This is a genomic window from Mycobacterium sp. IEC1808 (assembly GCF_002101935.1).
GTDB lineage: Bacteria > Actinomycetota > Actinomycetes > Mycobacteriales > Mycobacteriaceae > Mycobacterium.
Genome location: NZ_LQPV01000068.1, coordinates 198602 through 221516, shown reverse-complemented (window position 1 = coordinate 221516; position 22915 = coordinate 198602). Strand labels below are relative to the sequence as shown.

The following is a 22915-nucleotide window of genomic DNA, read 5'->3' as shown; positions in this document are numbered from 1 at the left end:
ATATCAGTGTGCTGCACCACGTTCCCGTGTGCGGCGTCGGTCAGGGTCCGGATTCTTCGTCGAGGATGGCGAACAACTCGCTCTCGGTGGCGTTCTTGATGTCGTCGTCGAAAAGCTCGTCGTGGGCGGCGGGATCGGATTGAGCGGTGCTCAAGGTCAGCAGCATCTCGATCCGGGCCGTCATGCGCTTCTTGTCGTCGGGGTCCAAGCCGGGCTGGTCGATCAGCGCCTGGAGCTCGCGGACGACGTCGCTGAAACGGGCCATCGGGTCGGGCTTTTCGGCGCTCGGGCCCGCGGCGAGTTGGCCGTCCAGATGCTCGGCGAGCGCGGCAGGGGTCGGGTAATCGAAGATCAGCGTCGGCGAAAGGGTAAGCCCGGTAGCGTTTTTCAGGCGGTTGCGCAGTTCGACGGCGGTCAGCGAATCGAAGCCGAGATCCTGGAAGGGCTGTTCGGCCTCGACGTCCGCGCTGCTGTGACCGAGCACCGTGGCGGCGTTGCCGCACACCAGATCCACCAGTTCGCGGTGCCGCTGCTCGGGGGTCAGCCCGGCCAGCCGCGCCCGCAATCCGGTCGACGCCATCGCGATCTCGACGTGGTCGACCACGCGCCGGGCGGGGCGGTTGGCCAAGCCGCTCAACAGCGGGGGCAGCGCCGCGCTGTTGCGGGCGAGCGCGTCCCGGTCGAGGCGGGTGGCCACGACGACGGGTGGCTCGCTCAGCAGGGCGGTATCGAAGAGTTCGAGCGCCTGCTCGGCGGACAGCGGCGCCAGCCCGACGCGGCTTATCCGGGCCTTGTCGCGATCGGCGAGATGCTGCGTCATGCCGGAGTCCTGTTCCCAGAGTCCCCAGGCGACCGACAGTGCGGGAAGGCCGTTCGCGCGCCGGTGGACGGCGAGCGCGTCGAGGAAGCTGTTGGCCGCCGCGTAGTTGCCCTGACCGGGTGCGCCGACCACGCCGGCCATCGATGAAAAGACCACGAATGCGGCGAGATTCATGTCCCGGGTCAGCTCGTGCAGGTTCCAAGCGGCGTCGGCTTTGGCCCGCAACACCGTGTCGAGGCGCTCGGGCGTCAGCGAGGCGATCACCGCGTCGTCGAGCACCCCGGCGGCGTGAATCACCGCGCTCAACGAATGCTGTTCGGGCAGCCCCGTCAACAAGTCCGCCGCCGCCGCGCGGTCGCTCACGTCGCACGCCACCACCTGGATCGTGGCACCCGCCCGGGTCAGGTCGGCCACCAGTTCGTCGGCGCCGTCGGCGGTTTGGCCGCGGCGGCTGGCCAAGACGACGTGGCGGACCCCGTGCCGGGCGACCACGTGACGGGCCACCAGGCCGCCGACCATCCCGGTGCCGCCGGTGATCAACACCGTGCCGCCGGCCAGCCCGACGCCGGGCCGGTTCGGCAGCGTCAGAACCACTTTGCCGATGTGCCGGGCCTGGCTGACGAACCGGTACGCCTCGACGGCGCGGCGCACGTCCCAGGTCCGCAACGGCAGGCGGTTCAGGGCGCCGGCCTCGAACAGCCCGACCAGCTCGACCAACATCTCCTGGATGTGCTGCGGGCCGGCCTCCATCAGGTCGAACGCCCGATACTGCACACCGGGATGGATCGCGGCGATCGCCTGCGGGTCACGCAGATCGGTCTTGCCCATCTCGATGAAGCGACCGCCGGACGCGAGCAACCGCAACGAGGCGTCGGTGAACTCCCCGGCCAGCGAGTTGAGCACCACGTCCACGCCGGCCCCGTCGGTGGCGGCCAGGAACTTCTGCTCGAATTCCAGCGAACGCGAGTCGCCGATGTGGTCTTCGTCAAACCCCATGGCGCGCAGGGTGTCCCACTTGCCGCGGCTCGCGGTGACGAAAACTTCCGCGCCCCAGTGCCGGGCCAGCTGGACCGCCGCCATGCCGACCCCGCCGGCCGCGGCGTGCACCAGAACTCGCTGCCCGGCCCGCACGCCGGCCAGCACCGACAACCCGTACAGCGCCGTCAAGAACACCACCGGCACACCCGCGGCCTCGGTCAACGACCACCCCTGCGGCACCCGCACCACGTACCGCTGATCGACGACGGCCTCGGAACCCGCCAAACCCAGGATCCCCATCACCGCATCGCCGACGGCCAGGCCCGTCACCTCCGGGCCCACCTCGACGACGACCCCGGCGCCCTCGGCGCCCAACTGCGCCATACCCGGGTACATCCCGAGCGCCACCAGCACATCCCGGAAGTTCACGCCGACCGCGGCGACCGCGACCCGCACCTGGCCGGCGGTTAATTCCGCCCGGGGGCACGGCTCGGCCACGAGGTCTTCGAGCGTCCCCCCGCTACCGGCGGCCAGTCGCCAGTCGCCCGCCGGCAGCTCCAGCGCCGGCCCCGACTGCACGGGCGTCAGCCGCGCCTGGTACGCCACGCCCTCGCGGACCACCAATTGCGGTTCACCACAAACGATTACCGACTCGGCGTCGAGCGACCCGTCGGAATCGACCAAAACCACCCGGCCCGGATGCTCGGCCTGCGCCGAACGCACCAGCCCCCACACCGCCGCGCCGGCCAGATCCGTGACGTCCTCGCCGGCCAACCCCACCGCACCGCGGGTCAACACCACCAACGGACCGCTTCGATCGGCGGCCAGCGACGACTGCACCATTTCCAGCGCCGCCGCGGTGGCGGCGTGCACCGACTCCACTGGGCCCCCGGCGCCGGCACGGCACTCCCACACCTCCACGGGCTCGCCCGTCCCATCGGCGCTCAGCGAAATTGGAGACCAGCTGGCCTCGAGCAGGCCGCCGCCGGGACGACCCGCGGCCGCCAGCTGTTCGGGCGACACCGGGCGAACCACCAACTCCCGCACCGACAACACCGGCAGTCCCGCCGCGTCGGCGATCTCCAGCGACATCGCCCCCGACCCCGCCGGCGCAATCCGGACCCGCACGTGCGCGGCGCCCGCGGCATGCAACGTCACACCCTGCCAGGAGAAGGGCAGTAGGATCTGATCCTGCTCGCCGCCCACGCCCAGGGCGTGCAGGCTCGCGTCGAGCAACACCGGGTGAATCCCGAACCCACCCAACGTAACCCCCGCGTCCGGCGGGACGGCGGCTTCCGCGAAAATCTCCGTTCCCCGCCGCCACACGCTCCGTAGCCCCCGGAACGACGGGCCGTAGCCGTAGCCGCGGCCGGCCATGCTCTCGTAGGCGCCGCTGACGTCGACGGCAACCGCCCCCACCGGCGGCCATGCCGAGGAATCTGCGATCGGCGCCACCGCCCGCGCCGTCAACACGCCCTCGGCGTGCAGCACCCATCCCGAATCCGACTGCGCACCTGAGGAATACACCGACACGGCCCGAGCGCCCGCGTCGTTGGCGACACCCACCAGAACCTGCACCTGGACCCCGCCGGTTGCCGGCAGCACCAGCGGCGCCGACAACGTGAGCTCCTCGATTGCCGAACAGCCGACCTCGTCACCGGCGCGCAGCGCCAGCTCGACGAAGCCGGCCCCGGGAAACAACACCACCCCGCCCACCGCGTGATCAGCCAGCCACGGTTGCGCCGCGAGCGAGAGCCGGCCCGCCAACACCACCTCTCCCGAATCGGGCCGTTCGACGACCGCGCCCAGCAGGGGATGGTCGGACCCGGTCAGGCCCAGGCCGTCGACATCGCGTGACCCCACCATCTCCGCCGACAGCCAAAACCTGCGGCGCTGGAAGGGATACGTGGGCAGGTCCACACGTTGGGGGTCGAGGCCGGCGAACGTCGCGGCCCAGTCCACGCCCACCCCGACGGCGGACAGGCGCGCGGCCGCGGTGAGGAGCGACTCGACCTCCGCCCGGTCTTTGGCGACGGACACCACCGCTTCGGTGGTCGACGACTGTGCCACCGCGGCCGTCAGCGCCTTACCGGGCCCCACTTCGACGAACACCCCGGCCCCGAGCGTTTCGGCCAGTTGGATGCCGTCGGCGAAGCGCACCGGCGCGCGGACATGCTCGACCCAATACTGCGGCGAGCCGTACCCTGGCCCGGCCACCTGGCCGGTCACGTTGGATATCAACGCAATCCGCGGCTCGGCCGGCGCTACTTGGCCGACCACCTCCGCGAACCGCTCGATCATGGGTTCCATCAGCGGCGAGTGGAACGCGTGCGAGACCGCCAATCGATGTGTCCGCCGGCCCTGCTTCGCCAACCGGTCGGCCACCGCGTCCACCGCGGCCGCCTCGCCCGAAATCACCACGGCGCTGGGCCCGTTGACCGCGGCCAGGCTGACGCCCTCGGTCAGCAACGGCACCACCTCGGCCTCACTGGCGGCCACGGCGACCATCACGCCACCGGCGGGCAACGCGCCCATCAAGCTGCCCCGCGCGGCCACCAGTTGGGCCGCGTCGGCCAGGGACAGCACCCCGGCGACATGGGCGGCCGCGACCTCACCGACGCTATGGCCGATCACCACATCGGGGTGCACACCCCAGGACCGCCACAGCGCAGCCAGCGCGACCTCGACCGCGAACAGTGCCGGCTGGGCAAACTCCGTGCTTTCCAACAGGTTCGGGTCATCCCCCCACACCACCTGGCGCAGCGGCAACCGCAGGTGTACGTCCAAGGCCTGCGTGGTTTCGTCGAAGGCGCGGGCGAACTCTCCGAAGCGCCCGTACAGCGCCGCGCCCATCCCCAGCCGCTGCGACCCCTGACCGGGGAACAGCCACACCGTCTTGCCCGCCGCCCGCGCCCGTCCGACGACCGTGTCGGGGCCCGGGTCGCCGGCGGCCAGCTGCACCAAACTCAGTTGCATGGCCATGCGGTCGTCGCCCAGCACCACCGCGCGATGATCGAAGGCGGAGCGCGTGGTAGCCAACGACCACCCGACATCGATGACGTCCAGGCCCTCGTCGGCGCTCACCCGCGCCAGCAGCCGCTTCGCGTACGCGCCCAGTGCTTCCGGCGAACGAGCCGACAGCACCCACGGCGCCACGACGGCCTGGCGGGGGGCATCCCGTTCAACCGCAACGCCTTCCAGCGCCGGTGGATCCTCGACGATCACGTGGGCGTTGGTCCCGCTGATCCCGAACGACGACACCCCAGCCCGGCGCGGACGATCCCCCGCGGGCCACGGCCGCGGCTCGGTCAACAACGACACCGCCCCCGCCGACCAATCCACATGCGGCGACGGCACATCCACGTGCAGCGTCTGGGGCATCACCCCGTGGCGCATCGCCTGGATCATCTTGATCACCCCGGCCACGCCCGCGCCGGCGGAGGTATGGCCGATATTGGATTTGATCGAGCCCAACCACAGCGGTTCGACGCGGTCTTGGCCATAGGTCGCCAGAAGTGCCTGGGCCTCAATCGGGTCCCCGAGCACCGTCCCGGTCCCGTGGCCCTCGACCACGTCGACGTCGGCCGCGCTCAGGCCGGCGTTGGCGAGCGCCGCGCGGATCACCCGCTGCTGGGACGGACCATTGGGCGCGGTCAACCCGTTCGAGGCGCCGTCCTGGTTGACCGCCGAACCGCGCAGCACCGCCAGCACCGGATGCCCCAGGCGGCGGGCATCGCTCAGCCGCTCCAGCACCAGCATGCCTGCGCCCTCCGACCACGCGGTGCCGTCGGCGGCGCCGGCATACACCTTGCACCGGCCGTCGGGCGCCAGCGCCCGTTGGCGGCTGAATTCCACGAAGGCGGCGGGGGTGGCCATCACCGTCACGCCGCCGGCCAGGGCCAGCTCGGACTCCCCCGAGCGCAGCGACTGCGCCGCCAGGTGCATGGCCACCAACGACGACGAGCACGCGGTATCCACGGACACCGCCGGGCCTTCCAGCCCCAGCACGTATGCCACCCGGCCGGAGGTCACACTGAGGGTCGAGCCGGTGAGCCCGTAGCCCTCCAGTTCGCCCTTCACCTCGCCCCCGTAGCCGGCGTGGATGACTCCGGCGAACACCCCGGTGGCCGAGCCGCGCAGCGTGAGCGGGTCAATCCCCGCCCGCTCCAACGCCTCCCAGGAGAGCTCCAGCATCAAGCGTTGCTGCGGATCCATCGCCAGGGCCTCGCTGGGGCCGATGCCGAAAAATCCCGCGTCGAAGTCCCCGGCGTCGCGCAGGAAGCACCCGCGGCGCGTGTACATCTTGCCCTTGGCATCTGGATCGGGATCGAACAACCCGTCGACGTCCCAGCCCCGGTCGGTCGGAAAATCCGACACCGCGTCGCGGCCTTCGACCACCATGTCCCACAACGCTTCCGGCGAATCCACCCCGCCCGCGTAGCGGCAGGCCATCCCCACCACCGCCACCGGCTCCGACTGCTTGCCTTCCAACTCCAGGACGCGCCGGCGCGTCCTCCTGAGATCGGCGGTGAGGCGCTTGAGGTAATCGAGATGCTTTTCGGTGCCCGGCACCGCGTGCTCCTTAAGTTACGAGCCCAGCTCTTCGTCGAGGATGGCGAAGAGTTGGCTTTCGGTCGCGGTGTGGATGTCTGCGTCGTCGGTGTCGTCGAGCTGGGCGCTGGTGAGGGTGGTCAGCAGGTTTTGCAACCGGATGGCCAGGTGCGCCTTGTCTTCCGGGTTCCAGTCGGTTCGGTTCAGGAGCGCTTGTAGCTCCGCGGCGATGTCGTTGGCGCGGGCCGCCGGGTCAGGCATCTCGGTCCCGACCGCGAGGCGGGTATCCAGGTATTCGCCCAGCGCGGTCGGCGTGGGGTGGTCGAAAATGATCGTGGGCGAAAGGGTGAGCCCGGTGGCGGTTTTCAGCCGGTTGCGTAGTTCGACCGCCGTCAGCGAGTCGAAACCCAGTTCCTGGAAAGCCCGTTCGGCGTTGATGTCCGCCACGTCGGTTCGTCCCAGCACCGTGGCGGCGTTGCTGCGCACCAACTCGACGAGCTCGCGGTGGCGCTGGTCGGGGGCCAGTTCCCGCAGCCGCGCGGTCAGCCCCGTCGTCGAGGCGGTCACGGAAGTGTCGTCGATGACGCGACGCACGGGACGGGTTGCCAAACCGTGCAGCAGGGCCGGCAGCGCGGCGGCGTTGTGCGACAGCGCGATCCGGTCCAGGGACGTGGCCACGACGACGGGCCGCTCGCCCACCATGGCGGCGTCCAGACGCTGGAGGGCCTCGGTGGTCGACAACGGCGCGAGGCCCAGCCGGCTCATGCGGTCCTTGTCCGTGTCGCCCAGGTGCGCGGTCATCGCCGAAGCCTGCTCCCAGAGGCCCCAGGCCACCGACAAGCCGGGCAAACCATTCGCGCGGCGATGCGCGGCGAGCGCGTCCAGGAAGCTATTGGCCGCAGCGTAATTGCCCTGACCGGGGGTGCCGACGATCCCCGCCATCGACGAAAACAGCACGAACGCGGACAGATCCAACCCCGCGGTCAGCTCGTGCAGGTTCCAGGCCCCATCGACCTTGGCGCGCAACACCGCATCCACCCGCTCGGGCGTCAACGACGCGATCAACCCGTCGTCGAGCGTGCCGGCGGCATGAAACACCCCGCGCAACGGATACTCGGCGGGCACCCGCGCCAACAGCGCCGCGGCCGCGTCCCGGTCCGCCACATCGCAGGACACCACGGACACCCCAGCCCCGGCCGACCGTAACTCGGCCTCCAGCTCGGCCGTTCGTTCGTCGCCACCGCCCCTGCTGGCCAGCACGACGTGGGCCACCCCGTACTGGGCGACGAGGTGACGTGCCAGCGCCGAACCGGCCATCCCGGTTCCGCCGGTGATCAGCGCGGTGCCCCCGGAAAGCCCCGACGACAGCGTCAGCACGATCTTGCCGACGTGGCGGGCCTGGCTGACGAACCGATACGTCTCGGCGGCGCGGCGCACATCGAAAGCCCTTGTCGGCAGCGGCTTCAGGACGCCCTCTTTGAACAGATCCGTCAGCTCGGCCAGCATGGCCGCGATGCGATCGGGGCTGACCTCGGTCAGGTCGAAGGCCTGATAGCGCACGCCCGGATGCTGCGCGGCGACCTCATCGGGGTCGCGCAGGTCGGTCTTGCCCATCTCGACGAACTGCCCTCCGTCGACCAGCAACCGCAACGAGGCGTCCACGAACTCCCCGGCCAGCGAGTCCAGCACGACGTCCACCCCGCGGCCACCGGTGGCCGCGAGGAACTGTTGCTCGAACGCGGTTGTCCGCGAGTCGCCGATGTGGTCGTCGTCGAAACCCATCGCGCGCAACGTTTCCCACTTGGCCCGGCTGGCGGTCGCGAAGACCTCGGCCCCCCAATGCCGCGCCAGCTGGACCGCGGCCATGCCGACCCCGCCCGTCGCGGCGTGGATCAGCACCCGCTGTCCGGCCCGCAGCCCGGCCAGCACCGACAGGCCGTACAACGCCGTCAAGAACACCACCGGCACGCCCGCGGCCTCGAGGGTTGACCACTGCGCCGGGACGGCGGTCACCAACCGCGCATCGACCACCGCTTCCGAACCCACGACCCCGAGCAGACCCATCACGCGGTCACCGACCGCCAGCCCGGACACCCCGGGGCCGACTTCGGCGATCACGCCGACGCCCTCGGCGCCCAGCTGGCCGCCGCCCGGGTACATCCCCAACGCCACCAGCACATCCCGGAAGTTCACCCCGACGGCGGCTACCGCCACACGCACCTGGCCGGCGGCCAGTTCCACCGGCGGGCTCGGCCGCACGACCAGGTCCTCCAGCGTCCCACCCCCGCCGGCGTCCAACCGCCAATTCCCCTGCGGCAGCGCCAACGCCGCGTCGGGCGGCAACGGCGCCAACCGGGCGGCATACGCGACCCCGGACCGGATCGCCAATTGTGGCTCGCCGCAACCGATCACCGTGCTCGTATCCAGCGACCCGTCCGAATCGACCAGCACCACCCGGTCGGGATGCTCGGCCTGGGCGGAGCGGACCAACCCCCACACCGCAGCGCCGGCCAGATCCGTGACGTCCTCGCCGGGCAGCGCGACCGCGCCGCGGGTCTGCACCACCAGCACCCCGCGCCCGTCGCCGGCCAGCCAGGACTGCAACACCCCCAACGCCTCGTGAACGGCCTCGTGCGTTGCCCGCACCACATCCGAGCCCGTGCCCGGCTCCCACACCACCACCACGCCATCGCCAACACCGCTGTCGCCCAACGGCGTTGGCGACCAGGCGACCTCCAGCAGTCCGCCGGCGCCCGGGACCGCCGCCGACAGCTGGCCCGCCGACATCGGCCGTAGGTCGAGGCGTCCTACCGACAACACGGGAAGGCCCATCGCATCGGCCAGCTCGATGGACACCGCCCCGGCGCCCGCCGGCGCGATCCGCACCCGCGCCCGCGATGCCCCCGCCGCGTGCAGGCTCACCCGCTGCCAGGAAAACGGCAGCACCGTCGGGGCATCCGCATCGGCCAGGCCCAGCGCGTGCAGCGCGGCGTCCAGCAAGGCGGGATGAATCCCGAACCCGTCAACCGTGACACCGGCCTCTGGTGAAACCGCGACCTCGGCGAAGATCTCGTCGCCGCGCCGCCACATGACCCGCAATCCCCGAAAGGCCGGGCCATATTCGTATCCCCGCGCGGCCAGGCGCCGATAGGCGTTGCTGACGTCGACCGGCTCCGCGCCCACCGGCGGCCAGGCTGACAAATCCGCGCCCGGCGCGGCCGCCCGAACCCCCAGCAGGCCCTCGGCGTTCAACGACCAATCCGAATCCGGCCGCGCCCCAGCGGAATAGACCGCCACCGGCCGCGAACCGGCCGCGTCCGCACCGCCGACGAACACCTGAACCTGCGCCGTACCGTCCGCGGGCAGCACCAACGGGGCCGACAACGTCAGCTCCTCGATCACCGGGCTACCGACCTCGTCACCGGCCCGGGAGGCCAGTTCCACAAACCCGGTTCCCGGGAACAGCGTCACCCCGGTCACCTGGTGGTCGGCCAGCCAGGGATGCGCGGCGGCGGACAGCCGACCCGTCAGCACCACCCCGCCTGAATCGGGTCGCTGCACCACCGCACCCAACAAGGCGTGCTCGGCGGCGGCCAACCCCAACCGGCCCATGTCACCCGAACCCATGAACTGGGCCGGCAACCAAAACCGCTGTCGCTGAAACGCATACGTCGGCAGCTCGACACGCCGCGCGTCGCCGCCGGCGAACGCCGCCCGCCAGTCGACCTCGGCCCCGGCCACGTGCGCCTGGCCCACGGAGAGCCAGAACCGGTCGAGGCCGCCGTCGTCGCGGCCCAGCGACGGGACGACGATCGCGTCTTCCACGGAATTCACCGCGCCGACCGTCTCTTCGATGCCGGCGATCAATACCGGGTGCGGGCTGCATTCGACAAACATCCGGTACCCGGCCTCGCTTGCACCCCGCACCACTCGCTCGAATTCCACTGTCTCGCGGATGTTTCGGAACCAGTACTCGGCATCCAGGCCCGCCGTGTCGATGACCTCACCGGTGACGGTCGAGTAGAACGCGGTCGACGATGACCGTGGCTCGATGTCCGCCAGCGCCTGAATCAGGGGTTCGCGGATCGCGTCCACCTGCGTCGAGTGCGACGCGTAGTCGACGTCGATCCGGCGAGCCCGAACGTTGTCGGCCTCACAGCGCCGGATCAGCCCGTCCAGCGCCTCCACATCACCGGACACGACGACCGCCGAAACGCCGTTCACTGCGGCGATATTCAGCCGATCATCCCAGTGCGCCGCCAGCTCCTGTGCTTGCGGTAGACCGCACGCCAGCGAGGCCATGCCCCCCTCGCCCGACAACTGCAGCAGGAGCAGGCTGCGCAACGCCACCACCCGCGCGCCGTCCTCGAGCGAGAGCGCCCCCGCCACGCACGCCGCGGCGATCTCGCCCTGCGAGTGGCCGATCACCGCGTCGGGGGCGACGCCCATCGACCGCCACAACTCGGCGAGCGACACCATGACCGCCCACAGCGCCGGCTGCACCACGTCCACCCGATCCAGCCCCGGCGCGCCCGGTGCCGCGCGGATGACGTCGAGCAGCGACCACTGGACGTGCTCGCCGAGCGCCTTGTCGCACCGGCGCATGTGGTCAGTGAATACCGTTGACTCGTCGAGCAATTGGGCTGCCATGCCGACCCACTGCGAACCCTGCCCCGGGAACACGAACGCCGTCTCGCCCGCCGCGCGGGCCCGGCCCACCACCGCGCCCGCACCGGGCGAACCGGACGCCACCCCGGCGAGGCCGGCGAGCAGTGCCTCGCGGTCGGGACCGACCACGACGGCACGGTGCTCGAACGTCGAGCGGCTGCTGACCAGCGACCATCCGACATCGGCGGCGCTCAAACCCTCGCGCTCCCCGACCCAGGCCGCCAGCCGGGCCGCCTGGTCGGCCAGCGCCCGCTCGGAGCGAGCCGACAACACCCACGGCACCGACGGCGGCTCATCGCGTTGGGCCACAACCGGTTCCGGCTCAGCGGGTGCCTCCTCGACGATGACGTGGGCATTGGTCCCGCTGATCCCGAACGACGACACCCCCGCCCGGCGCGGACGATCCCCCGCGGGCCAGGCCCGCGGCTCGGTCAACAACGACACCGCCCCCGCCGACCAATCCACATGCGGCGACGGCACATCCACGTGCAGCGTCTGGGGCATCACCCCGTGGCGCATCGCCTGGACCATCTTGATCACCCCGGCCACGCCCGCGCCGGCCGAGGTATGGCCCATGTTCGATTTGATCGAGCCCAACCACAGCGGCTCTGCCCTATTCTGCCCATAGGTCGCCAAAATCGCCTGCGCCTCAATCGGATCCCCCAGCATCGTGCCGGTGCCGTGCCCTTCCACGACGTCGACGTCGGCCGCCTCGAGGCGCGCGCTGGCCAGCGCCGCGCGGATCACCCGCTGCTGCGACGGACCGTTCGGCGTCGCCAGCCCGTTGGAGGCGCCGTCCTGGTTGACCGCCGAACCGCGCAGCACCGCCAGCACCGGATGCCCCAACCGCCGGGCATCGCTCAGCCGCTCCAGCACCAGCATCCCGGCGCCCTCGGAGAACCCGGTCCCATCGGCGGCGCCCGCGTAGGCCTTGCAGCGACCGTCGGCCGACAGCGCCCGCTGCCGGCTGAAGTCGACGAACATCGCCGGGGTCGCCATCACGGTCACGCCGCCGGCCAGCGCGAGATTGCACTCCCCCGACCGCAGCGACCGCGCCGCCAGATGCATCGCCACCAACGACGAGGAACACGCGGTGTCCACCGACACCGCCGGGCCCTCCAGCCCCAGCGCGTACGCCACCCGGCCCGACGCCACGCTCAGCGTCGTGCCCCGCATCCCGTAGCGCTCCAGCTCGCCCGGCACCCGGCCCGCGCCGCCGTACGAACCATGGAAGATGCCGGCGAACACCCCGGTCGCCGAGCCCCGCAAGCCCAGGGGGTCGATCCCGGCCCGCTCCAGCGCCTCCCACGAGATTTCCAGCAACAACCGCTGCTGCGGATCCATCGCCAGGGCCTCGCTCGGCGCGATCCCGAAGAAGGCGGCGTCGAAACCGGCTACGTCGGCGAGGAACCCGCCCTGCCTCGAATACGACTTGCCGACCGCGTCGGCGTCGGCGTCGAACAGGTCGGCCAGGTCCCAGCCCCGGTCGTCCGGGAAGTCCGACACCACGTCGCGACCCTCGGCGACCATCGCCCACAGACCCTCGGGCGAATCGACCCCGCCCGGATAGCGGCAACCCATCCCGACGATCGCCACCGGCTCGGTCGCCTGGGCCAGGTATTCGCGGTTCTCGCGCTTGAGCTGCTCGTTTTGTTTCAGGGACGCGCGCAGGGCCCTCACGAGCTCTTCGTGAGTGCTGCTCATGAGCCCCGACCTCTCGGGTTACTCAATCGGCGCCAAGCCGCGCGACGATCATCGCCATATTCTCTCAACGGCCGCTCGTGCCGTCTGCCGATCTCGTCAACTGCGGGCGCCAGGGGTCGCGCCACTCGTGGACTCAATGCCAGCGCAGGAGCACGAGCTCAGAACAGAATCCGGGACCCATCGCGATCATCAGCCCGGGGCTGTCGCTGGGCGGCGGCTTGGCCAGGGTGTCGCGCAGTACATGCAGCACCGACGCGGACGAGAGGTTGCCGATCTCGCCGAGCGAACGCCAGGTCAGCTCCAGCGCCTCCGGCGGCAGGTCGAGGGTCTTGACGATCGCCTCGATGACCTTGGGACCGCCGGGGTGGCTGACCCACGCCCCGACGTCCGTCGTCGTCAGGCCGTGCGCTCCGAGGAACCCGGTGACGTCGTCGTACAGGTACTGCTCGACGACGCCGGCCACATCCTTCGACAAGACCAGCTCGAACCCGGTGGCGCCGACGTCGTAACCCATCGTGCGTAGCGAGTCGGGGTAGAGGTGACTGCGGGAGTCAACGATGTCGGGACCGACGGCACCGATCTGCTCGGCGCGGCGCTCCCCGACGGCCACCACCGAACCCGCCCCGTCGGCGAACAGCGCGCTGCCGACCAGTCCGGCCACCGTCGGCTTGTAGCCCGGGTACGTCATCGAGCAAAGTTCCACCGAGACGAGGGCCGCGACGCCGTCCGGCGCACCGCGCAGGTAGTCGTTCATGCGGGCAACCCCCGCGGCGCCGGCCACGCAACCCAGTCCGAACAGCGGAATCCGGCGCACGTCGGGACGCAGGCCGAGCCGCCCGGCGATGCGGGCGTCCAGCGACGGCACCGCGATCCCGGTGACCGTCGTGGTGATCAGGACGTCGAGGTCCTGCGGCTGCAGCCCCGCCTCCTCGAGAGCGCCGGACAGCGCCTCGCAGCCCAGATCCACCGCGTGCTCGATGAAGACCCGGTTGCCCACGCTGAAGTCGGTGAGCGTCGGGTATTTCTCCAGCGGCAAAACCAGGTGGCGGCCGTTGACCTTGGAGCTGGCGTGCAGCTGGCGAACGAGGTCCTCGTATTCGGCGAACTCGGGGATGCTGATAAAGAACTCGGTCAGCTCCCGCTGCGAATAGCGGTGAGGCGGCAGGGCGCCGAAGACACCTGCGATGACGCTCATTGGTCCCACCCTTTTGGAGACGTGTGACTAGGCCGATAGGTTCAGCCAGAATCGCTTTTCGAGCTGAAAGCTTAGCCGGGTTTGATAAGTAAGGCAGAAACGGGCCGCGGACCTGCGACGTTAGCTAGAGCTGTTGGCGACGACCCGACATGAAGGTGGGCGGCGACGCCGCGGGCGCGGCGCGGCGGCGCACGGCTGGCCGAGCGAGTCGGGAAAGTCGCAACGATTCCCCGTCGCAATAATTTGCCGCCGCGTCAATATACCGGCGGCCTTGCGCCGCCACCATGAGTAGCCCCGCAAACAACAACCGAAACCCACCAAACCATAAGGGGAAAACGACGCACCGCTGCCATTCGACGCGAAAGAGCTTTATCGGCATTGCGAGCCGACCGGCTGTATTGCCGGGCAAACAAGCCAATGGCATTTGTATTCAATGGTCCGAATTCCTCGGCAGCGGCTGCGGAATTGGACCGCGTCGGTTCGACGGTTCCCGGCTATCGCTCGGCGCTTAGGCGGTCCTTGAGTTCGGCGCACCTGGCCAGCAAGGCATCGAGCTGCTCGGCGACCCGGTTGGGCGCGGTGCCACCCCTGGAATCCCGCGAGGCCACCGACCCCTCGATGGTCAGCACGTCACGGACCTCAGGGGTCAGCTCGGGGCTGATGGCGGCCAGTTCGTCGTCGGTCAGCTCGTCGAGCCCGACGCCGCGTCCCTCGGCGGTGCGCACGGCCGCCCCGGCCGCCTCGTGCGCGGACCGGAACGGAACACCCTGGCGAACGAGCCACTCCGCGATGTCGGTGGCCAGCGTGTAGCCGGCCGGGGCCAGGGCGGCCATCCGTTCGACGTCGAACGTCAGGCTGGCCACCAGTCCGGCCATCGCCGGCAGCAGCAGCTCCAGCTGCGCCACCGCATCGAACACCGGCTCCTTGTCTTCCTGCAGGTCGCGGTTGTAGGCGAGCGGCTGCGCCTTCAGCGTCGCCAGCAGGCCGGCCAGGTTGCCGATCAGCCGCCCGGCCTTGCCGCGGGCCAGCTCGGCGATGTCCGGGTTCTTCTTCTGCGGCATGATCGAGCTGCCGGTGGACCACGAATCGTGCAGGGTGACGTAGCCGAACTCCGTCGAACTCCAGATGATGATGTCCTCGGCCAGCCGGGACAGGTCGACGCCGATCATTGCGAAGACGAACGCGGCCTCGGCGGCGAAATCCCGGGCCGCGGTCGCGTCGACGGAGTTCTCGGCGGCGGCGGCGAAGCCCAACTCCGCGGCGATCGCGTCCGGGTCCAGGCCCAGCGACGACCCGGCCAGGGCACCCGAGCCGTACGGGGAGATCGCCGCGCGACGGTCGAAGTCGACGATCCGGTCCACGTCGCGGAGCAACGGCTGCGCGTGCGCGAGCAGGTGGTGGGCCAGCAGGATCGGCTGGGCGGACTGCAGGTGGGTCTTGCCGGGCATGATCGCGTCCGGGTGGGCGGCGGCCTGGGCGGCCAATGCGGCGACGACCTCGAGCGCCCCATCGGCGACCCGCTTGGCCGCGTCCCGCAGCCACATCCGAAAGAGCGTGGCCACCTGGTCGTTTCGCGACCGCCCGGCGCGCAACCGGCCGCCGAGGTCGGGCCCGACCCGGTCGATCAGCCCGCGCTCCAGCGCGGCGTGGACGTCCTCGTCGGTCACCAACGGCGTGAAGCTGCCATCGGCCACGTCCTCGGCGAGGCTGTCCAGGCCGGCCAGCAACCCGTCGCGCTGCTCCTCGTCGAGGAGTCCCGCCCGGAACAGGATCACCGTGTGCGCCCGCGAGGCGACGATGTCGTAAGGCGCCAGCACCCAGTCGAAGTGGGTGGACTTGCTCAGCGCGGCCAGCGCGTCCGACGGCCCGTCGGCGAACCGGCCGCCCCACAGCGACCCCTCGCGAGTGCTCACCTCTTCTCCGCGAGCAGACACAAAAGCCCCTTTGCGCCCGGCGTGTCGGGGGCTTTTGCGTCTGGTGGCCAGGAAGAAGTCACTGCATGTCCCGGCGGGACGCGATCTTCGACGACAACCCGTGCACGTAGACGAAACCCTTCGCCGCCGACTGGTCGAAGCTGTCGCCCTCGTCGTAGGTGGCCAGGTTGAAGTCGTACAGCGACTCGGAACTGCGCCGGCCGTTGACCGCAATGTGGCCGCCGTGCAACACCATTCGCACCTCGCCGGTCACGTGCTCCTGGGTCTTGGCGACGAAGCTTTCCAGCGCGTCCTTCAGCGGCGAGTACCAGAGCCCGTCGTACACCAGCTCGGCCCAGCGCTGGTCGGTGTGGCGCTTGAACCGGCCCAGTTCGCGCTCCAGCGTCACGTGTTCGAGTTCGGTGTGCGCGGTGATCAGCACCATCGCGCCTGGCGCCTCGTAGATCTCGCGGCTCTTGATCCCCACCAGCCGGTCCTCGACGACGTCGAGGCGCCCGACGCCCTGGCTACCGGCGCGCCGATTGAGTTCCTCGATGGCCTGCAGCATCGACACCCGTTTGCCGTCGATGGACACCGGCACCCCGCGCTCGAACCCGACGATCACCTCGTCGGGCGTGCTCCAGTTCAGCGTCGGGTCCTCGGTGTAGGAGTAGACATCCTTGGTGGGCGCGTTCCAAAGGTGTTCCAGGAAACCAGTTTCCACGGCGCGGCCCCACACGTTCTGGTCGATCGAGAACGGCGAGCGCTTGGTGACGTTGATCGGGATGGCGTTCTCCTCGGCGAACGCGATCGCCTTCTCCCGCGTCCAGGCGTAGTCGCGGACCGGCGCCAGCACCTCCAAATCCGGTGCCAGCGAACCGAATCCGACTTCGAACCGGACCTGGTCGTTGCCCTTGCCGGTGCAGCCGTGCGCGACGATGGTGCCGCCGTGCTCGCGGGCTGCCGCGACCAGGTGCTTGACGATCAGCGGCCGGCTGATCGCCGACACCAGCGGGTAGCGGTCCATGTACAGCGCGTTGTTGAGCACCGTCGGCAGGCAGTAGCCCTCGGCGAACTCGTCGCGGGCGTCCACGACGATCGCCTCGACCGCGCCGCAGTCCAGGGCCCGCTGGCGGACCACTTCCATGTCCTCGCCGCCCTGGCCGAGGTCGATCGCGACCGCGACCACCTCGCGGCCCGTCTCCTTGCCGATCCAGCTGATCGCCACCGAGGTGTCCAGCCCGCCGGAATACGCCAGGATGACGCGTTCTGACCCGCCTTGTGACATGGACCTGTCTCCTTACTTGAGGTTCTCCAACATCCCGGCGAGTTCCGCGCCCGTCATCGGTTCGCGCGCAACCACCAGGATGGTGTCATCACCGGCCACGGTGCCGACTACGTACGGTAGGGCCGCGCGGTCGATCGCACTGGCCAGATAGTGCGCCGCGCCCGGCGGGGTGCGCAGCACCGCGAGGTTACCGCTCGCATCGGTCGACACCAGCAACTCGCCGAGCAGGCGCGACATCCGGTCGGTGCCGCCGGCCACCCCACGCACCGGGCTGCCGTCCTCGGGAACGATGTACACGCCGACGCCGCCGTCGGCGCCGCGCAGCTTGACCGCGCCCAGCTCCTCGAGATCGCGCGACAGCGTGGCCTGGGTGACCTCGATGCCCTCGCCGGCCAGCCGGGCGGCCAGTTCGCTTTGGCTGCTGATCGGCTCCGACGACAGGATCGCGACGATGCGGGCCTGCCGGCCGGCGCGGGTGGTCTCGGGGCTGGCCTTCGAGCGGGTCATCGGGACCGCTCCAGCAGCCACACCAGCAGCGCCTTCTGGGCGTGCAGACGGTTTTCCGCCTCGTCCCACACCGCGCTGGCCGGCCCGTCCATCACCTCGTCGGTGATCTCCTCGCCGCGGTGGGCCGGAAGGCAGTGCAGCACAATGGCTTCCGGGTCGGCCAACCCGACGAGCCGCGCGTTGAGCTGAAACGGCCGAAACGGCCCCACCCGGTCCAGCCCGTCGTTCTCCTGCCCCATCGACGTCCAGGTGTCGGTGACGACGACGTCGGCGCCCTTGGCCGCCTGGTCGGGGTCGGAGGTGACCGTGACCGACGCGCCGGTGGCCTCGGCGCGTCGCCCGGCCGCGGCCACCAGGGCCGGGTCGGGCGCGAAGCCGTCGGGGGCGGCGACGGTGACGTGAATGCCGGCGGTGACCCCACCGAGGATCAGCGAGTGCGCCATGTTGTTCGCGCCGTCGCCGAAGTACGTCAGCCGCAAGCCCTTTAGCGATCCCTTGCGTTCGGCGATGGTCTGCAGGTCGGCCAGCACCTGACACGGGTGGAAGTCGTCGGAGAGCGCGTTGATCACGGGCACCGACGCGGACGCCGCCATCGCCTCGAGCCGGTCCTGCCCGAACGTCCGCCAGACGATGGCGTCGACGTAGCGGGACAGCACCTGTGCGGTGTCACCCAGCGTCTCGTCGCGGCCCATTTGGGTGCTGCGGGCGTCGACGACGACGGCGTGCCCGCCGAGCTGCGCGATGCCCACCTCGAACGAGAACCGGGTGCGAGTCGAGTTCTTGTCGAAGATGACCGCGACCCCCCGCGGCCCGTCGAGCGGGCGGCGGGCGAACGGGTCCTTCTTCAGTTCGGCCGCCAGGTCGAGCACCTCGGCCTGTTCGGCGGGTGACAGATCGTCGTCGCGCAGGAAGTGCCGAATCACGTTGCCGCCTTGGCGGTATCGAGGATGGTCGGCAAAGCGGCGATGAAGCCGTCGATCTGGTCCTCGGCGATGATCAGCGGCGGCGCCAGCCGGATGACGTCGGGGGCCGCCGCGTTGACCAGGAATCCGGCGTCCCGCGCCGCGGCCTCGGTCTCCTTGGCCGCCGTCGCCGAAAGGACAATGCCCCAGAGCAATCCGCGGCCGCGCACGTGGTCGACGAGCGGGTGCCCGAGCCGTTCGATGCCGTCGCGCACGGACTTGCCCAGCACCTCGGCGTGCCGGACCAGATCCTCCGTGGCGATCACCCGCAGCACCGCCAGCGCGGCCGCGGTGCAGATCGGGTTGCCGCCGAAAGTGCTGCCGTGCAGGCCGGGGGTGAGCAGCTCGGCGGCCGGCCCGACGGCCAGGCATGCCCCGATGGGCAGCCCGCCGCCGAGTCCCTTGGCCATGGTCACCATGTCGGGGGTGATGCCGTCGTGCTGGTGGGCGAAAAATGCTCCGGTGCGGCCCATTCCGGTCTGCACCTCGTCGAGGATCAGCAGGGCGCCGTGGCGTGCCGTGATGTCCCGCGCGGCGGCCAGGTAGCCCTCGGGTGGGACGACGACGCCGCTCTCCCCCATGATCGGTTCGAGGAACACCGCGGCGGTGTCGTCGCCGACCGCGGCGGCCAGCGCGTCGGTGTCGCCGTACGGCACGTGGGAGACGTAGCCGGGCAGCGGTTCGAACGGCGCCTGCTTGCTCGGCTGGCCGGTCAGCGCCAGGGATCCCATCGTGCGGCCGTGGAAGGCCTCTTGCGCGGCAACCAATTTGGTGCGGCCCGTGAGCCGCGACATCTTGAACGCCACCTCGTTGGCCTCGGTGCCGGAGTTGCAAAAGAACACCCGCGTCGGCGCGTCGGCGCCGAGCAGGGCGACCAGCTCCTCAGCCAGCGCGATGCCCGGCTCGGTGGCATAGAGGTTGGAGGTGTGCCCCAGCGTGGCCATCTGGTGCGTGACGGCCTCGATGACGGCGGGGTGGCGATGGCCGAGGACGTTGACCGCGATGCCGCCGAGCAGGTCCACGTAGGTCTTGCCGTCCACGTCGGTGACGAGGGCGCCGTCTCCGCTGGCGAGCGCGACCGGCGGAGTGCCGTAGTTGTGCATCATCACGGCGTCCCACCGCTGCCGCATCGCGTCGCTGTTACTCACGAGGCCACCACCTTGGTTCCGGTGCCCGCATCGGTGAAAAGCTCAACCAGCACGCAGTGTTCGACCCGGCCGTCGATGACGTGCGCGCTCGGCACACCCCCGGTGACGGCCCGCAAGCACGCCTCGACCTTGGGGATCATGCCGGTCTCCAGCGTGGGCAACAGTCGCGCCAGCGCGACGGTGTCGATTTCAGTGACCAACGACTCGCGGTCCGGCCAGTTGGTGTATAGGCCTTCGACATCGGTGAGCATCAACAGCTTTTCGGCTCCCAGGGCTTCGGCCAGCGCCGCCGCAGCGGTGTCGGCGTTGATGTTGTGGACGACGCCCTCGGCGTCGGGCGCCAGCGTCGAGACCACCGGAATGCGACGTGCCGCAATCAGATCCAGCACCGCGGCGGTGTTGACCAGCTCGACGTCGCCCACCAGCCCGATGTCGGTGGCCACGCCGTCGACCGTGACGCTGCGCCGCACCGCGGTGAACAGTTGCGCGTCCTCGCCGGTGATGCCGACGGCGTACGGTCCGTGCGCGTTGATCAGGTTCACCAGTTCGCGGCCCACCTGCCCAAACAACACCATCCGCGCCACGTCGAGCACTTCGGGTGTGGTGACCCGGAAGCCGCCCTTGAAGTCGCCTTCGATGCCGAGGCGGCGCAGCATGGCGGTGATTTGGGGTCCGCCGCCGTGCACGACGACGGGGTGGATGCCGCAATTACGCAGGAAAGCCATGTCGGCCGCGAAGGCGTGGCGCAGCGCGTCGTCGGTCATGGCGTTGCCGCCGTATTTGATGACGACGATCTTGCCGTGCAACTGCTTGAGCCAGGGCAGGGCTTCGGCGAGCACCTGCGCTTTGATCTGGGTGGGCAATTCTTCGACGCGGAGGCTCATGAGCTGTAGGCCGAGTTCTCTTCGACGTACCCGTGCGAGAGGTCCGTGGTCCGGACGGCGGCCCGCCCGTCCCCGACCCGAAGGTCCACGGTGATGTCGATGTCGGCGCCGGAAAGGTCTACCTCGCGCGCGCCGGGCGCGCCTACCCCGTCGACGCATACCGCAAAACCGTTGAACGACACCCCGATCCGGTCCGGTTCGAGCGTGACCGGCGCCATGCCGACGGCCGCGAGCACTCGGCCCCAGTTCGGGTCGGACCCGAATACCGCCGTCTTGACCAGGCTGTCGCGGGCGATCGCCCGCGCCGCCGTCAGCGCGTCGTCCTCGGAGGCGGCACCGGTCACGGTGACCGTGACGCGCTTGGTGACGCCCTCGGCGTCGGCCTGCAGCTGCGCGCACAGGTCGTCGCAGACCCGCAGCACCGCCTCGTCGAGGTCGGCCTGCGACGGGGTGATCTCGCTGGCGCCCGAGGCCAGCAACAGCACGGTGTCGTTGGTCGAGCAGCAGCCGTCGATGTCGAGCCGGTCGAAGGTGCGGGCGGTGGCGTGCCGCAGCGCCCGGTCGAGCGCCTCCGGGTCGGCGGCCGCATCGGTGGTGAGCACACACAGCATGGTGGCCAGCGACGGGGCCAGCATGCCCGCGCCCTTGGCCATCCCACCGACCGTCCAATTGTTGGGATGGTGCAGCGCAACCTGTTTGGGCACGGTGTCGGTGGTCATGATGGCCTGGGCGGCGTCCTCGCCGCCGGTCAGCCCGCCGGCCATCTCGCGCACGATCTCGCGCACCCCGGCGAGCACCTTGTCCATCGGCAGCCGATCGCCGATCAGCCCGGTGGAGCAGACACCGACCTCGATAGCGCCGGTCTCGGTGCCCCAGTCCGACAGCGCCGCCGCGACCGCTTCCGCGGTGGCGTGGGTGTCCTGGAAGCCGCCGGGACCGGTGCAGGCGTTCGCGCCGCCGGAGTTGAGGATCACCGCCCGCAACTGTCCGGTGGTGAGCACCTGCTGGGTCCACAACACCGGCGCGGCCTTGACCTTGTTGCGGGTAAAGACTCCGGCGGCCGCATAGTCGGGCCCCTCGTTGAAGACCAGAGCGAGGTCGCGGGCCCCGGATGCCTTGATCCCGGCGGCGATGCCGGCCGCCCGGAACCCGGCCGGGGCGGTGACACCCTGTTCCCGCAGCAACCGCGCGGTGGCGGCAAGTTCCGTCACGGCGCCACCCCCACCACCGAAAGGCCTTCGGTCTCAGGCCAACCCAGCGCCAGGTTCATCGACTGCACCGCGGCGCCGCCCGTGCCCTTGACCAGGTTGTCGATCGCTGCGATCGCCACGAACGTCTCCGCGGCCTCGTCCATCGCGACGGCGATGTGGGTCGCGTTGCTGCCGATCACCGCCCCCGTGCGGGGCAACTGCCCGTCGGGCATCAGGTAGACGAAAGGCTCTGCGTCGTAAGCCTTTTCATAGGCGGCCCGCAGCTGCGACAGCGGCGCTCGGGTGCGCGCGGTGCAGGTGGCCAGGATGCCGCGGGAAGTCGGGATCAAAACCGGGGTGAACGACACGGTGACGTCGCGATCGGTGACGGCCCGTAGTCCCTGGGCGATTTCGGGCGTGTGCCGGTGCGCCCCGGCGATGTTGTAGGCGCGCGCCGAACCGATGACCTCCGAGCCGAGCAGGTCCGTCTTGGCGGCGCGGCCGGCCCCCGAGGTGCCGCTGACGGCGACGACCGTGACCGCCGGCTCGATGAGGTCCTCGGCCATCGCGGGCACCAGCGCGAGCAGGGCAGCCGTCGGGTAGCAGCCGGGAACCGCGATGCGGCGGGCGCCGCGCAGCCGCTCACGTCCGCCGGGCAGCTCCGGCAGCCCGTAAGGCCAGCTGCCGGCGTGGTTTGTTCCGTAGAACCGTTCCCAGGCGGCGGCGTCGGTGAGGCGGAAGTCGGCGCCGCAGTCGATGATCAGGGTTTCCGGGCCGAGCCGTTCGGCCAGGGCGGCCGAATGGCCGTGTGGCAGGGCCAGGAACACCACGTCGTGGTCTTTCAGGACGCCTTCATCGGTCGGCTCGACCACGCGCTGGGCCAACGGAGTCAGATGCGGATGGTGCTCACCCAGTGTGCTCCCGGCGCTTGCCGCCGCGGTCAGAGCGCCGATCGTGAGGCGGCCGTCGGCGTAGCCCGGGTGCCCGAGCAGGAGACGTAGGATTTCTCCGCCTGCGTAGCCGGTGGCACCGGCAACCGCCACCCTCAATACGTCGGCCATCTCGACGATTCTGCATGGTTATGCAGTAGTTTGCAAATCCATTCCG

11 protein-coding genes are annotated in these 22915 nt (G+C 70.4%); all 11 read right to left on the bottom strand.

From position 1 onward, the window contains the following. Positions 1-40: 40 nt before the first annotated feature. Positions 41-6370: a type I polyketide synthase gene (locus AWB92_RS27225; protein WP_085191205.1), complete on the bottom strand. Its 6330-nt coding sequence runs from the start codon at positions 6368-6370 to the stop codon at positions 41-43. A gap of 15 nt (positions 6371-6385) precedes the next feature. Beyond that, the gene (locus tag AWB92_RS27220) at positions 6386-12721 is read right to left on the bottom strand and encodes a type I polyketide synthase (RefSeq protein WP_085191203.1); all 6336 of its coding nucleotides are present in this window, start codon (positions 12719-12721) and stop codon (positions 6386-6388) included. A 133-nt stretch (positions 12722-12854) separates the two neighbouring features. Further along, complete coding sequence (locus AWB92_RS27215) at positions 12855-13916, bottom strand: type III polyketide synthase (RefSeq protein ID WP_085191200.1); 1062 nt, start codon at positions 13914-13916, stop codon at positions 12855-12857. A gap of 494 nt (positions 13917-14410) precedes the next feature. Beyond that, positions 14411-15829, bottom strand: coding sequence for an argininosuccinate lyase (argH, locus tag AWB92_RS27210; RefSeq protein WP_085191198.1), 1419 nt, complete (start codon positions 15827-15829; stop codon positions 14411-14413). A gap of 79 nt (positions 15830-15908) precedes the next feature. Continuing rightward, a complete protein-coding gene (locus AWB92_RS27205) occupies positions 15909-17117 on the bottom strand; it encodes an argininosuccinate synthase (protein ID WP_085191196.1) in 1209 nt (402 codons plus the stop codon). Between the two features lie 12 nt (positions 17118-17129). Next, a complete protein-coding gene (locus AWB92_RS27200) occupies positions 17130-17624 on the bottom strand; it encodes an arginine repressor (RefSeq protein ID WP_068189612.1) in 495 nt (164 codons plus the stop codon). Next, complete coding sequence (gene argF, locus AWB92_RS27195) at positions 17621-18547, bottom strand: ornithine carbamoyltransferase (protein WP_085191195.1); 927 nt, start codon at positions 18545-18547, stop codon at positions 17621-17623. Before argF ends, AWB92_RS27200 begins: the two co-directional genes overlap by 4 nt. Next, the gene (locus tag AWB92_RS27190; RefSeq protein ID WP_085191417.1) at positions 18544-19716 is read right to left on the bottom strand and encodes an acetylornithine transaminase; all 1173 of its coding nucleotides are present in this window, start codon (positions 19714-19716) and stop codon (positions 18544-18546) included. The genes argF and AWB92_RS27190 overlap by 4 nt, the downstream gene beginning before the upstream one ends. A 14-nt stretch (positions 19717-19730) precedes the next feature. Then, complete coding sequence (argB, locus tag AWB92_RS27185) at positions 19731-20618, bottom strand: acetylglutamate kinase (RefSeq protein ID WP_085191193.1); 888 nt, start codon at positions 20616-20618, stop codon at positions 19731-19733. Continuing rightward, complete coding sequence (argJ, locus tag AWB92_RS27180) at positions 20615-21829, bottom strand: bifunctional glutamate N-acetyltransferase/amino-acid acetyltransferase ArgJ (RefSeq protein ID WP_085191191.1); 1215 nt, start codon at positions 21827-21829, stop codon at positions 20615-20617. The genes argB and argJ overlap by 4 nt, the downstream gene beginning before the upstream one ends. Continuing rightward, the gene (gene argC / locus AWB92_RS27175; RefSeq protein ID WP_085191189.1) at positions 21826-22869 is read right to left on the bottom strand and encodes an N-acetyl-gamma-glutamyl-phosphate reductase; all 1044 of its coding nucleotides are present in this window, start codon (positions 22867-22869) and stop codon (positions 21826-21828) included. Before argC ends, argJ begins: the two co-directional genes overlap by 4 nt. Positions 22870-22915: the final 46 nt, after the last annotated feature.

Coding starts and splice junctions, on each gene's coding strand:
- AWB92_RS27220 (WP_085191203.1), bottom strand. CDS start 12,721: ATGAGCAGCACTCACGAAGAGCTCGTGAGGGCCCTGCGCGCGTCCCTG.
- AWB92_RS27215 (WP_085191200.1), bottom strand. CDS start 13,916: ATGAGCGTCATCGCAGGTGTCTTCGGCGCCCTGCCGCCTCACCGCTAT.
- AWB92_RS27205 (WP_085191196.1), bottom strand. CDS start 17,117: ATGTCACAAGGCGGGTCAGAACGCGTCATCCTGGCGTATTCCGGCGGG.
- AWB92_RS27200 (WP_068189612.1), bottom strand. CDS start 17,624: ATGACCCGCTCGAAGGCCAGCCCCGAGACCACCCGCGCCGGCCGGCAG.
- AWB92_RS27190 (WP_085191417.1), bottom strand. CDS start 19,716: ATGCGGCAGCGGTGGGACGCCGTGATGATGCACAACTACGGCACTCCG.
- argB (WP_085191193.1), bottom strand. CDS start 20,618: ATGAGCCTCCGCGTCGAAGAATTGCCCACCCAGATCAAAGCGCAGGTG.
- argC (WP_085191189.1), bottom strand. CDS start 22,869: ATGGCCGACGTATTGAGGGTGGCGGTTGCCGGTGCCACCGGCTACGCA.